Source organism: Flexivirga sp. YIM B11880, from assembly GCF_058148645.1.
In genome coordinates this window covers 21,012-33,821 of record NZ_JBMAMH010000020.1, presented here as the reverse complement: position 1 = coordinate 33,821, position 12,810 = coordinate 21,012, and the positions used below count along the sequence as shown (strand labels likewise).

Genomic DNA, 12,810 nt, shown 5'->3' with positions numbered 1-12,810 from the left:
TCATGCAGCGCCGCAGCACCGTTTCCTGCCACCGTATGCCGGGACGCGCTCCGACCCGCCGGTGCCGGTCAGGTCCCGGCCGGCGCGAGACCGCTCGCGATCCGACCGGCGCGCTGCATCGCATCGAGCGGTGCCGGCTGACCGGTCATCAGCTCGACCTGCGCCGCGGCCTGGTGGATCAGCATCTCGATGCCCGGCACGATCCGGGCGCCGTATGACGCAGCGGCCTCCGCGAGCGGCGTCGGCCAGTCGGTATACACCACGTCGAGCAGCACCGCGCGGGGCGCGACGGGACCGAGCTTTTCGGCCGCCGCATGGACCGCAAGCGCGAGGGAGTCGGCCGCGCCCGCGGGGACCGCGCTGATCACCAGCGGCGACTGCAGGATTTCCGCCGCAGCGTCGGGCTCGCGCAGCACAGAGACCCGCAGGCCGTGGTCGCGCGCCTGCGCCAGCGTCGATGCGCGCACCTCCTTGCGCACGACGAACGTCACATCGGTGATCCCGAGCTCGGCGAGGGCAGCGAGCGCGGAACGGGCCGTCGCACCGGACCCGACCACCACGGCGCGGGTCGCCGGTTGGGCCGCGCTGACGCCGGCGTCCCGCAACGCATCGCGGATGCCGGCGACGTCGGTGTTCTCGCCGTGCCAGCCGTCGGCGGACCGGACCAGGGTGTTGACCGCTCCGGTGCGGCGGGCGATGTCGCTCGAGGTGCGCGCGAGGAGCAGCGCCTCCTCCTTGAGCGGCATGGTGAGCGACAGACCGCTCCAGGTGGGGCCGAGCCCGGCGACGAGGTCCGGCAGGCCGGCCGCATCGCACTCGCGCACGTCGTAGGACCAGTCGGTGAGGCCGAGCGCCTGGTAGGCCGCCCGATGCAGGACCGGCGACAGGGAGTGCGAGATCGGTTTGCCGAGCACGGCGGCCCGGTGGCGGGTCAGCACTTGCCCGGATGTTTCGCGCACCACGCGTGGAACACCTGCTCGTTCGTGCGTTGCTGGTCGTAGGTCGTCGCGAACAGCGTCTTGCCGGTCTCCGGGTCGACGGTCACGAAATAGAGCCAGGTGCCGCTCGCCGGGTGCAGCGCCGCCTTGATGGCGTTGAGGCCGGGGTTGTCGATGGGAGTCGGCGGCAACCCCTTGTTGAGGTAGGAGTTGTACGGCCCCTTCTTGGCCCGCTCGGCGTCGGTCGTGGTGATCGTGCCGCGCTTGTCCTCCGCATAATGGATCGTGGAGTCCAGCTGCAGCGGCATACCCTGGGCGACGCGGTTCTCGATGACCCGGGCGACCTTCGGACCGTCCTCGGGCAGGCGCGACTCGGCCTCCACGAGCGACGCGACCACCATCACGTCGTGCAGCTTGTTCGCCGGGATGTGCAAGGGCGCGACCTTCTTGCGCCATTCGCCGGCCATGGCGCGCAACTGCTGCTGCGCGCTCATGCTGCTGCTGAAGTTGTAGGTCGACGGGAACAGATAACCCTCGAGGTGCCCGTCCGCCGCGGCGGGCAGGCCGATCGAGGTAGCGGTGACCTTCCGGTAGTCGGCCACCGGCACGCCGGTGTGCTTGGAGAGGAGCGTGAAGATCTGGCTCGCCCACAGTCCTTCGGGGATCGTCACGCCGGTGCTGGAGAAGCTCTTGGGGTCGAGCATCATCTGCAGTGCGGCCCGGGCACTCATCTTGTGGTGCAAGGTGTAGCGGCCCGGCTGGATGTTGCCGAAGTCGCGGCTGGCATTCGCCACCTGCACGAACGCCCCGGTGGATTTGACCACCCCCGCCTTGAGCAGCGTCTGGGCGATGGCGGCGCCGGAGTCGCCCTCCTGGACGGTGATCTGCACGGTGCCCGTCCCGGTGCCGGTGTAGTCCGGATCGCCCTGCGCCATCCCGGGCAGGTTGATCCGGCCGACCTTGCTGGCCGCGTAGCCCAGACCGCCGATGATCAGCAGCATCACCAGCACGAGCAACAGGCAGGACCGGCCGGCGCGCCGCTTGTGGTGCCGCTTGAGTTCTTCGTATGACGTGTGCTCGCCGTGCTCGTCCTCGCTGGTCCAGCCGGGGAAGCCGGCCAGGCCGGCCTCGTCCGCGTGCACCGCGACGAACTCACGGGTCTCGTCCTCGTCGGTGAGGGCGACGGCCTCCGGCTCGCCGGTCCGCTCGCCGGAGGCGTCGCGCCGCAGAGCGTCCTGCTCGCGTGCCGCCTGCTCCCGTGCCTCGCGGCGGGTTCGTGGTGGCCGCCCGGAGGGTGTGCTCATCGACTCACCTTCGGTGAGCGGACGCATCCGGGCACCGCGTGCTGCACGTTCACTCAACGCCTTTCCGTACTGGTCCTTTTCGGTGCCGCGGCTTGCGCCCGCCGAGCAACTCTCCGGAAGGCTGTCCGGAAACCCGCTCGGAGTCAAGCGCGGCTTGCAGGATCAGCACTGCTGCCTGCTGATCGACGATCTCACGCCGGCCGCGTTCGCGCAGTCCACTCTCCCGCATTGCCCGGTGCGCGTCGACCGTCGTCATCCGCTCGTCGACGAGCCGGACCGGCACGCCCGGGTTGCGCCGGCGCAGCGCCGTCGCCCAGTCCCGCGCTGCCTGCGCGGCCGCGTGCTCGGCGCCGTCGAGGGACAACGGCAGGCCGACGACGACCTCCAGCGCAGCACGCTCGGCCGCCAGGTGGGCAACCTGTTGTATGTCGCTCTCGTCGCCCGAGCGACGGAACGTGCCCACCGGGGTGGCGAGCACGCCGTCGGGATCGCAGGATGCGACGCCGACGCGGACACTGCCCACGTCGACGCCGATCCGGACGCCCGACCTCACTGGACTCCGGCCAGGCCCATCAACTGGCCCTCGACCGCTTCGAGCGCGGCGCCGACGGCGGACGCGTCGGTGCCGCCACCCTGCGCGATGTCCGGCTTGCCGCCGCCACCCCCGCCGAGTACACCGGCCGCGACCCGGACGAGGTCGCCGGCCCGGATCCCGCGCTCGCGTGCCGGCGCGTTGGTCGCGACGACCACCAGCGGCCGGCCCTTCGCCGAGCCGGTCACCGCGACCACCGTCGGGGCGGAGTCGCCCAGCCGGCCACGCAAGCCGGTGACCAGGGTCCGCACGTCGTCCGCGCCCGCCTCACCGGCGTCGTGGGTGAGCACCCGGATGCCGCCGATGTCGGTCGCCGACTGGACGAGTTCACCGGCTTGTGCCTGCAACTGCTGCTGGCGCAGCGCGGTGATCTCCCGCTCTGCGTTCTTGACCCGGGTGAGCAGGTCTTCGATGCGCTCGGTCAGCTCGCCCGGCTGGGCCTTCACCAGGCGCGCCACCTCGGCGACGATCGCCCGCTCCCTGGCCAGGTAGCGCATCGCGTCGAGCCCGACGAACGCCTCGACGCGGCGCACCCCCGAGCCGACCGACGACTCGCCGGTCAGGGTCAGCGCACCGATCTGCGAGGAGTGCGCGACGTGCGTGCCACCGCACAGTTCGCGCGACCAGGGGCCGCCGATCTCGATGACGCGCACCTGCTCGTCATACGTCTCGCCGAAGAGCGCGAGCGCGCCCCACTCCCGCGCCTCGGGCAGCGTCATGTACTGCGAGGACACCGGCAGGTCCTGCCGCAGCGCGAGGTTGGCCACCTCTTCGATCTCCGAGCGGGTCTCGGCGGACAGTGCGCTGTTCCAGGCGAAGTCGAGCCGCAGATAGCCGGGCTTGTTGTAGGAACCGCTCTGCAGCGCCGACGGGCCGAGCACCTGCCGCAGCGCCGCGTGCACCACGTGGGTGCCGGAGTGCGCCTGGCAGGCGGAAATCCGCCAGTCGGGATCGACCTGCGCCTGCACCTCCTCGCCCACCCTGACCTCGCCGGACGCGACCTCGACGGTGTGCACGACCAGTCCCTTGACCGGGCGCTGCACGTCGAGCACGCGCAGCTGTCCGGTGGGGGTGGTGATGATGCCCTCGTCGGCGATCTGGCCACCGGACTCGGCGTAGAAGGTGGTCCGGTCGAGCACCACCTGGCCGGTGGCGCCCTGCTCGAGACCCTCGACCCGCCGGCCGTCGGCGACCAGGCCGAGGACCTTGCCCTCGACGGACAGCGCCTCGTAGGCGCGCCAGTCCGTCGCCCCCAGCTCGCGGAGCTCCTTCCAGATCTCGGTGTGCGCGTGCCCCGACTTCTTTGCCTTCGCGTCGTCCTTGGCGCGCTGCCGCTGCTCGGCCATCAACCGGCGGAAGCCCTCGCGGTCCACCTCGACACCCTGTTCAGCGGCCATCTCCAGCGTCAGATCGATCGGGAAGCCGTAGGTGTCGTGCAGCGCGAACGCCTCCGACCCGGGCAGCGACGGCGTGCTGTTGCCGCCGATGGCCGCGGCGGACTGCTTCGCCTTGGTCACCGCGGTGTCGAGGATCGTGGTGCCCTGGTCGAGCGTGCGACGGAAGGCGTCCTCCTCGCCATACGCGATCTGGCTGATCCGGCCGAAGTCGGTGGCCAGCTCCGGGTATGACGCCTTCATCCGGTCCAGGCTGACCGGCAGCAGCTCCGGCAGCGCCTTGTCGCGGTAGCCGAGCAGCCGCATGGCGCGCACCGCGCGACGCAGCATCCGGCGCAGCACGTAGCCGCGGCCCTCGTTGCCGGGGGTGACACCGTCGCCGATGAGCATCAGGGACGACCGGACGTGGTCGGCCACGACGCGCAGGTGCACGTCGTCCGGGTGACTGGAGCTGGCCGCGTGCCCCGAGTGCTCGCCGTAGCGCTTGCCGGTCATCTCGGCCGCCTTGGCCAGCACCGGCCACACCTCGTCGATCTCGTAGAGGTTGTCCTTGCCCTGCAGCAGGGTGGCCATCCGCTCCAGGCCCATGCCCGTGTCGATGTTGCGCTTGGGCAACGGCCCCGCGACGTCGAAGTCGGCCTTGCTGCGGACCGCGGACAGCTCCTCCTGCATGAAGACGAGGTTCCAGAACTCCATGTACCGGTCCTCGTCGACCGCCGGGCCGCCGTCCGCCCCGTAGTCGGCGCCCCGGTCGTAGAACAACTCCGAGCACGGGCCACCAGGTCCGGGCACGCCCATGTTCCAGTAGTTGTCGTTGGCGTCGCGCCGAGTGATGCGTTCGGTCGGTATGCCGATCTGCTCGTGCCAGATCGCGAACGCCTCCTCGTCGTCGACATACACCGTCGGCCAGATGCGTTCGGGATCCAAGCCGTAGCCACCCTGGTCGAGGGGTGTGGTGACCAGGCCCCAGGCGAGCCGGATCGCGCCCTCCTTGAAGTAGTCGCCGAAGCTGAAGTTGCCGTTCATCTGGAAGAACGTGCCGTGCCGGGAGGTCTTGCCGACCTCTTCGATGTCACCGGTCCGGACGCACTTCTGCACACTGGTCGCCCGGTCCCACGGCGGCGTCTGCTGGCCGAGGAAGTAGGGCTTGAACGGCACCATGCCGGCGTTGACGAACAGCAGGTTGGGGTCGTCGTAGATCAGCGGGGCGGACGGCACGACCGTGTGCCCGTTCCGCTCGAAATAGTCCAGCCATCGTCGCCGGATCTCCGCGGTTTCCATCATCAATTCCTTTACGTCTCACATCGTCGGTCGAGTCGGCGAGCACGACGGTCGAGTAGGGCGAGCCGCTCGGCGAATCCGTATCGAGACCACATGTCAACGGAACGGACACGATCTCGATACACCTCCTCCGCTTCGCTCCCTCGGCACTCGATCAGCGTGTATGTCGGTCACCCACTCAGTGCGGCGGTGGGTGGGGTAAGCAAACAGGGTCGGACGCGGGGCCTCAGCGGCCCTCGATAGCTCGCGCGTCGCGGACCCGCTCACCGGGCAGGGTGAGGTGGGTATCCATGGCGAGCACCTCGCGCAACTGGGCTTCGCGCACGTCCATGCCCTCACGAACATCGCGCCGGAAACGGGTGAACGCGTCGCGGGCGGGTGTCCGGGTCGCCAGCACCGCACCGGTCAGCACGGCTCCGGCGGGGAGCAGCAGCCACTTCACGATCGGCCACCTCCCTCGCTGGGCGGCTTCAGCCGGCGCAACTCCACCGCGGATCGCACACCGTAGGTGAACCCGGCAAGTTTGATCAGCGGGCGGCCGACCGTGGCGGCCACGACCGAGGTGACCGCGCTGACATTGGTGGTCATCGTGGCGACGTTGGACGAAATGGTGTCCAGCCGGGCCACCTGCTGGCCGGTCGCGGCCACCGTGTCGGTGACCTCACGCAGCAACGGAACCGTCTCGTCGGTGATCTCTCGCACCCCCGCCCGGGTCTCGTCGAGCACCTTGCCGGCCTTGCCGACCACCGAGCCCATGCGCAGCACGAGACCGACGAACGCCAATGCGGCGATCATTCCGGCGATGTCTCCCAGGGAGACCTTCATGACACATCTCGTTTCATCACTGCTGCCAAGGGTACTCTGGCGCGCCGTCGCCCCCCGGCATACATATCGGCTGCCGACCCGGTGGCGGACATGAACAACAGGGCTCGTGCCACCCCGGTGAGGATGGCACGAGCCCTGTCAGCCGGCGATCGGCGTGCTCGTCAGGACGCGTCCGCCTCGGCGACGAGGTCGGTCTTCACCTCCGGGAAGTGACAGGCGATCGTGTGCTCCGGCTTGTCGTCCGCGGGGTCGAGCGGCGGCTCCTCGGCGGCGCAGATCTCCTGTGCCTTCCAGCACCGGGTGCGGAAGCGGCAGCCGCTGGGCGGGTCGATCGGACTCGGCACGTCGCCGATCAGCCGGATCCGCTCGTTGGGCACGGCGCCGCGCACCACGTTGAGGTCTGGAGCCGCCGACAGCAGCGCCTGCGTGTAAGGGTGCTGCGGCTTCTCGTAGATGTCCTCGCGGTCACCGACCTCCATCACCTTGCCCAGATACATCACGGCGATCCGGTCACAGAAGTGCCGCACGATGCCGAGGTCGTGCGCCACGAAGATGAACGCGATGCCGAGCTCCCGACGCAGCTTGCTCATGAGGTTCATGACCTGCGCCTGGATGGAGACGTCCAGCGCCGACACCGGCTCGTCTGCGACGACGACCTTCGGCTCGACCGCCAGCGCTCGGGCGATGCCGATGCGCTGCCGCTGGCCACCGGAGAACTCGTTCGGGTAGCGGTTGACGTGCTCGGGGTTGAGGCCCACCAGCTCCAGGAGTTCCTGGACCCGCTCCTTGATCTTGTTCTTGGGCACCATGTTGTGGATCTCCAGCGGTGCGCCGATGATCTTCAACACGGTGAACCGTGGGTTCAAGGAGCCGTAGGGGTCCTGGAAGATCATCTGGATGTCGCGCCGCATCGGCCGCAGCTGCCGCTCCTTCAAGTGCGCGATCTCGCGACCCTCGAACTCGATGCTTCCGGACGTCGGCTCCAGGAGCCGGGTCACCAGCCGACCGGTCGTCGTCTTGCCACAACCGGACTCGCCGACGAGACCGAGCGTCTCGCCCTTGGCCAGGTCGAAGCTCACGCCGTCGACCGCTCGCGTCTGCAGCGTCTTGGGGAACAGGCCGTTGTATTCCTTGACCGGGAAGTGCTTGGTCAGATCCTTGACCGTGAGCAGGATCTCGCGGTCGCGCGGCGACTCGTGAACCGCCGGCTCAGCGGCCGCGAAGGGGTCGTCGTTCTTGTCGAGGCTCAGGCCGTTGCGGGCGCCATCCGCAGAGCCGGCGTCCGTGATGTTGTCAGTCATCGATCACTCCAACGTCGGTGCGACTTCGTCGGCGAAGATCGCGGCAGGGTCGGCCAGGTGGCACCGGGACAGGCGTCCCGGCTCACCGGGAACCTCGAGGAACTCGGGCAGCTCCGTCGCGCACTTGTTGCCCGGCACTCGGTCGGAGTAGGGGCACCGCGGCCGGAACGAGCACCCACTGGGCAGGTTGAGCAGGCTCGGCGGGTTGCCGGGGATCGGCTTGAGGTCCGATCCGACGTCGGCCGTCAGCGACGGCACCGAACTCAGCAGACCCCACGTGTAGGGCATGCGGGGATTGGCGAGGACCTCCTGTGCGGTGCCGAACTCGACGCTGCGTCCGGCATACATCACGAGCACGTGGTCGGCGACCTCGGCGACGACTGCCAGGTCGTGCGTGATCATGATGATCGCGGAGCCGAACTCGCGCTGCAGGTCGTTCATCAGGTCCAGGATCTGTGCCTGCACCGTGACGTCGAGCGCCGTGGTCGGCTCGTCCGCGATGAGCAGCTTCGGGTCGTTGACGAGGCCGAGCGCGATCATCGCGCGCTGGCGCATACCGCCGGAGAACTCGAACGGGTACTGCTTGGAGCGGCGGTCCGGGTTGGGCACGCCGACCCGATCGAGCATCTCCACCGCACGCTTGGCGGCGACCGACTTGGACACCTTGTGGTGCGCCGCGTAGGCCTCCGCGATCTGGGCGCCCACCTTCTTGAAAGGGTGCAGCGAGGACTGCGGGTCCTGGAAGATCATCGCAACGGACTCGCTGCGCAGCTTGCGGAACTGCGCCTGAGACGCCCCGACGAGTTCCTCTCCGTCCAGCTTGATCGAGCCGCTGATCCGGCTGCGCTTGGGGTCGTGCAGCCCCATGACCGCCATGGACGACACGCTTTTGCCCGAGCCGGACTCCCCGACGATTGCGAGCGTCTGACCGGCCTTCACCTCGTAGGAGACGCCGTTGACGGCGCTGATCAGACCGTCCTCGGTCGGGAACTGGACCTTGAGGTCTTCGACGGTGAGGACGACCGGTGCGTTCGGATCGAGCGGCGGGCGCCGCTGGGTGCCCGGCTCACGGGCCGGGGGTGTCAATGTGTCTGTCATGTCAGCTTCACAGTCGGGTCGACGCTCACGTAGAGCAGGTCAACGAGCAGATTACCCAGCACGATGAACGCGGCACCCACCAAAACCGTTCCCGAGATAACGGGCAGGTCGCTGGTGTTGATGGCGTTCAGCGCGAGCCGGCCGATGCCGAGCACATTGAACACCTGCTCGGTGAAGATGGCGCCGGTCAGCTGGAGGGAGACGTCCACACCGATCAAGGTGAGGTATGGCGCCAGCGTCGCGCGCAACGCGTGTCCCCACACCACTCGTCGTTCCGAGATGCCCTTCGACCGCGCGGTGCGCACGAAGTCGCTGGACAGGGTGTTGATCATGAACGCCCGGACATACCGCACGTAGAGCATCGAGTTGAAGATGCCGTAGATGACCCAGATCGCGATGAAACCGGTGAACCAGGATCCCGGATCCTGCGTCAGCGGCGTGTAGCCGGTGGCAGGCAGGATCTTCCAGGTGAAGATCAGGTAGAGGTTGAGGATCAGCGCAACGGCGAAGTAGGGCATCGAGCTGATGACCTGGGAGATGCCGACGATGACCCGGTCCAGTGGTGAGCCACGATTGCGACCGCAGACCACGCCGAGCAGGAGGCCGAGCGGCACGAAGACGACCATCCCACCGAAGACGATCGCGAACGTCACCGGCATGACCTGTTTCACCTGAGTGGTCACCGACTGGCTCTGGACGTAGGACCAGCCGAGGCACGGTGCGCTGCAGTGCCCGGTCACTTCGCCGTCGCTCTTGATGTCGCGGCCGACCACGAGGCCCTTCATGTACTCGCCGAACTGCGCGACGACGGGCTGGTCGAGGCCGAGACGATGGTTCGTCGCCTGAACGATCTGGTTCGTGCAGTGCGTCCCACACAGCTGGTAAGCAACGGCGTCCTTCGACGGTCCGACGAAGAACAACCCGAAGGTCAGCACGACCGTGGCGAACAACACCGAGATCGCGAGCAATAACCGCCGTGCGATGTAGACGATCACGTAATGGCTCCTTGGAGGGGTGGCCTGACGGTGACCGGCGGAAGGGGTCGCCTCCCGCCGGCCACCGTCAGAGCGGTGAATCCGTCAGTTGGACACCCACAGCTGGGACAGCGTGGGCATGCTGATCAACGGGTTCAGCTGAACATTCTTGACGTTCGTGCCGAACGTCGCGGTGTTCATTGAGTAGTTGTCCGGCAATGACGGAACGTACTTCGTCATCAGCTCCTGGTCCAGCTCCGACCACTTGGGTGCAGCCTTCGCCGGGTCCATGGCGCTGATCGCGGCGATCTTCTTGTTGACCTCCGCGTTCTTGAACTGACCCACCGACAGACCGTCGGAGATCCCGGCACCGTTGAACATGACCGGGTAGACCGAGTCACCGGTCGGCCAGTCGTAGCACCAGCCGGGGGTGCCCTGACCCATGTTCACCGGGGCCTTGGGGTCGGAAATCTTCTTGGTGTATTCGGCGCTGGACACCGGGATGTCCTTGACCGTGAAGCCCGCCGCCTTCAGCGCCGTCTTCTTGGCGTTGTTGGCGTTGACGACATTCGGCTTGTCGCTGCGGTAGTAGTACGACAGCTGGAAGCCGACCTTGCCGGCCTTCTGCAGGATCGCCTTGGCCTTGGCCGGGTCGCCATTGCCCTCACCGGTGGCGTAGGGCAGCGGCGGGTACTTCTTGTAACCCTGCAGACTGGGGGCGGCGAACGTGGTCGCCGGCTGGTAGTTCAGCGTCGAGAGGCCACCCGCCTTGCGGATCTGGTTGAACGGCCACGCGTAACCGATCGCCTTGCGGATGTCCAGCGGCACCTTGCGGCTGTCGATCTCGACGTAGTACTCACACGACGAGGCACCGATGGCGAACTGGTTCTTCTGCGCACCGGTCACCTTCGAAGCCAGCGAGGAGTCGATCGCGCCGATGTTGACCGTGTTGGCGCCGACACCGCTGTTGGACAGGATCCGCTGCTGGGAGGGCAGGTCGACGATCGAGAAGTTGATCTGCACCTTGTCCGGGTAGTCGTGCCGCACCGGGTCGGACTTGGGGTCCCAGTTGTTGTTGCGGACCAGCACCATCTTCTGGCCCTTGGTGTAGCTCTGGACCTTGTAGGGACCCGTGCTCAGCGGGTTCATCTGGTACTTGTCCTTGGTGTCCTTCGCCTTGGGCACCGGGCTGAACTCCGGGAACGAGGCGAAGTAGTTGAACGACGGCACCTTCTTGGACAGGTGGAAGACGAGGGTGTCGCTGCCCTCGGTCGTCATACCCTCGAACTTCGCGTTCGGCTGCTTGTAGGGGCCCTTGTAGGTGTCGCCACCCTTGAGGTATTCCATCTGGTAGCCGGTGCCGTTGGCGCCCACGCTCTCCTTGGCGAAGGAGCGCTGGAGGCCGTAGACGAAGTCCTCGATCTTCACCGGGGAGCCGTCGGAGTACTTCAGGCCCGGGCGGATCTTGAACTTCCAGGTCAGGCCGTCGGCCGACGGGGTGCCGACGTTCACTGCCAGGTCGGGCACCAGCACCGGCTTGCCCTTGACGATCTTGAACTGCGTCAACGACCGGAACAGGTACTGCGTGGCGAACGCGTTCGAGTCCACATAATAGATGCCGGCCGGGTCCATCGTGGGCGGATTCGACGAGTCGTCGATGTAGAGCGTGCCGCCCTTCTTCGCACCGGTGACCTCCGGGGCCGGACCCTTGAGGTTCGGGTCGGACGCCGGCACCGCCGCCTTGGTCTGCTCACTGACCGCAGTGTTCTCGGCGTTGTCGCCGGTGCCACTGCCCTTGCCCGATGGTCCTCCACTGCTGCATGCCGCCAACGACACCGCAGTAGCGCCCGCGGCGGTCAGCGCAAGCAATTTCGTCCAGCGCATGTGTCATTCTCCCTTTTTTGTTACTTCCCGGCACTGCCCGGGAAGAGTCTTCATGTGACGGTGCTGCGGTCGGTCAACGTCGGGTGTTGGGGTTGAACGCATCCGACACCGCGTCACCGAGCAGGCTCAGGCACAGCACGAGGATCAGCAGGCCGGCCAGCGGGACGAGCAGCGGCAGGGGAAAGTTCTGCATCTGGCCCTGGGCTTCCGAGATGTCCAGTCCCCAGTCGGCGGTCGGCGGTTGCAGGCCGACGCCGAGGTAGCACAGACCGGCCTCCGCGCCGATCCAGGCCGGCAGCGCCGTCGTCATCGACACCAGGATGATGCTCGTCAGGTTGGGCAGCATCTCCTTGAAGAGAATGCGTTTCGTCGGGGCACCCAGGGACCGGGCGGCCTGGACGAACTCTCGCTCTCGAAGTCCGAGCACCTCGCCGCGGATCAGGCGGCACAACCCGGCCCAACCGAGTCCGATCAGGACCACGAACATGGCCAGGATCCGGATCTTCTGCGCCTCGCTCGAGGTCGCCTGTCCGCCGGGCACCAGGTAGGCGGACATGATCGGCACGAGCGCGATCGCGAAGAGCAGGAACGGCAGGGACAGGGTGAAGTCGACGAACCAGCCGATCACCCGGTCGATCCAGCCGCCGAAGAAGCCGGCGATCAGGCCCAGCACCACGCCGATGATCGAGGTGCAGATGGTGACCGTCAGGGCGATGAGGAACGACGGGCGGATGCCGTAGACGAACCGCGCGAAGACGTCATAGCCGACGTTGGAGGTGACACCGAGCCAGTGCGAGCCGTTGGTGTAGAAGGTCGGCAGGTTGTCGTTGCCGATCAGGTTGTAGTTGGCAGCCGTCGGCGACTGGCCCTCCAGATCCGCGAGCAACGGCGCGAAGATGCCCATCAACAGGAACAGCACGATGATGGTCGCGCAGGTCATCGCCACCCGGTCGCGGCGCAGCCGGGCCAATGCGATCTGAGTCGGTGACTTGCTGCGCTGGCCGCCCTCCGCGGGCGGCCGCTTGCCCAGAACGGCGGTGGCTCCGGCGGTCTCGTGCACCTGGCCGATCTCGCCCAAAGTCTGGTCGAGGTTACCTCCGCTTGGCCCAGCGGTCATCGATCCTCCATACGGGTTCTGGACGTCGGCCATCAATTCAGCGATGCCGACACGTAGTGGTCAATCGGCCGCGCCCCGCCCGCCGTGACGCAACAACGATGC

At 67.6% G+C, this 12,810-nt stretch carries 11 protein-coding genes; all 11 read right to left on the bottom strand.

What is annotated here, in order from left to right; all coding sequences use genetic code 11:
• Positions 1 to 68 precede the first annotated feature (68 nt).
• The 11 genes from ACN8HC_RS18565 to ACN8HC_RS18515 all read right to left on the bottom strand — a co-directional run bounded on the left by ACN8HC_RS18565 (position 69) and on the right by ACN8HC_RS18515 (position 12,708).
• Positions 69 to 962: a shikimate dehydrogenase gene (locus ACN8HC_RS18565; RefSeq protein ID WP_490076337.1), complete on the bottom strand. Its 894-nt coding sequence runs from the start codon at positions 960 to 962 to the stop codon at positions 69 to 71.
• A complete protein-coding gene (gene mltG, locus ACN8HC_RS18560; RefSeq protein WP_490076336.1) occupies positions 932 to 2,242 on the bottom strand; it encodes an endolytic transglycosylase MltG in 1,311 nt (436 codons plus the stop codon). The genes ACN8HC_RS18565 and mltG overlap by 31 nt, the downstream gene beginning before the upstream one ends.
• 49 nt (positions 2,243 to 2,291) lie before the next feature.
• Positions 2,292 to 2,795: a Holliday junction resolvase RuvX gene (gene ruvX, locus ACN8HC_RS18555; RefSeq protein WP_490076335.1), complete on the bottom strand. Its 504-nt coding sequence runs from the start codon at positions 2,793 to 2,795 to the stop codon at positions 2,292 to 2,294.
• The gene (gene alaS / locus ACN8HC_RS18550) at positions 2,792 to 5,509 is read right to left on the bottom strand and encodes an alanine--tRNA ligase (RefSeq protein WP_490076334.1); all 2,718 of its coding nucleotides are present in this window, start codon (positions 5,507 to 5,509) and stop codon (positions 2,792 to 2,794) included. Before alaS ends, ruvX begins: the two co-directional genes overlap by 4 nt.
• Before the next feature lie 226 nt (positions 5,510 to 5,735).
• Positions 5,736 to 5,951 (bottom strand): hypothetical protein, encoded by a 216-nt coding sequence (locus ACN8HC_RS18545; RefSeq protein WP_490076333.1) that lies wholly within the window; start codon positions 5,949 to 5,951, stop codon positions 5,736 to 5,738.
• Positions 5,948 to 6,334 carry a DUF948 domain-containing protein gene (locus ACN8HC_RS18540; RefSeq protein ID WP_490076332.1) on the bottom strand — a complete coding sequence of 129 codons (387 nt, stop codon included), beginning with the start codon at positions 6,332 to 6,334 and terminating at the stop codon, positions 5,948 to 5,950. Before ACN8HC_RS18540 ends, ACN8HC_RS18545 begins: the two co-directional genes overlap by 4 nt.
• Before the next feature lie 161 nt (positions 6,335 to 6,495).
• Positions 6,496 to 7,635 (bottom strand): ABC transporter ATP-binding protein, encoded by a 1,140-nt coding sequence (locus ACN8HC_RS18535; RefSeq protein WP_490076331.1) that lies wholly within the window; start codon positions 7,633 to 7,635, stop codon positions 6,496 to 6,498.
• Between the two features lie 3 nt (positions 7,636 to 7,638).
• A complete protein-coding gene (locus tag ACN8HC_RS18530) occupies positions 7,639 to 8,733 on the bottom strand; it encodes an ABC transporter ATP-binding protein (protein WP_490076330.1) in 1,095 nt (364 codons plus the stop codon).
• Complete coding sequence (locus tag ACN8HC_RS18525; protein ID WP_490076329.1) at positions 8,730 to 9,728, bottom strand: ABC transporter permease; 999 nt, start codon at positions 9,726 to 9,728, stop codon at positions 8,730 to 8,732. Before ACN8HC_RS18525 ends, ACN8HC_RS18530 begins: the two co-directional genes overlap by 4 nt.
• Positions 9,729 to 9,812: 84 nt before the next feature.
• Complete coding sequence (locus ACN8HC_RS18520) at positions 9,813 to 11,591, bottom strand: ABC transporter substrate-binding protein (RefSeq protein WP_490076328.1); 1,779 nt, start codon at positions 11,589 to 11,591, stop codon at positions 9,813 to 9,815.
• Positions 11,592 to 11,664: 73 nt separating this feature from the next.
• Complete coding sequence (locus ACN8HC_RS18515) at positions 11,665 to 12,708, bottom strand: ABC transporter permease (RefSeq protein WP_490076327.1); 1,044 nt, start codon at positions 12,706 to 12,708, stop codon at positions 11,665 to 11,667.
• Positions 12,709 to 12,810 lie beyond the last annotated feature (102 nt).

Excerpts from the sequence above, each read along its gene's own strand:
- mltG (WP_490076336.1), bottom strand. The coding sequence starts at position 2,242 with ATGAGCACACCCTCCGGGCGGCCACCACGAACCCGCCGCGAGGCACGG.
- alaS (WP_490076334.1), bottom strand. The coding sequence starts at position 5,509 with ATGGAAACCGCGGAGATCCGGCGACGATGGCTGGACTATTTCGAGCGG.
- ACN8HC_RS18540 (WP_490076332.1), bottom strand. The coding sequence starts at position 6,334 with ATGAAGGTCTCCCTGGGAGACATCGCCGGAATGATCGCCGCATTGGCG.
- ACN8HC_RS18535 (WP_490076331.1), bottom strand. The coding sequence starts at position 7,635 with ATGACTGACAACATCACGGACGCCGGCTCTGCGGATGGCGCCCGCAAC.
- ACN8HC_RS18530 (WP_490076330.1), bottom strand. The coding sequence starts at position 8,733 with ATGACAGACACATTGACACCCCCGGCCCGTGAGCCGGGCACCCAGCGG.
- ACN8HC_RS18520 (WP_490076328.1), bottom strand. The coding sequence starts at position 11,591 with ATGCGCTGGACGAAATTGCTTGCGCTGACCGCCGCGGGCGCTACTGCG.
- ACN8HC_RS18515 (WP_490076327.1), bottom strand. The coding sequence starts at position 12,708 with ATGACCGCTGGGCCAAGCGGAGGTAACCTCGACCAGACTTTGGGCGAG.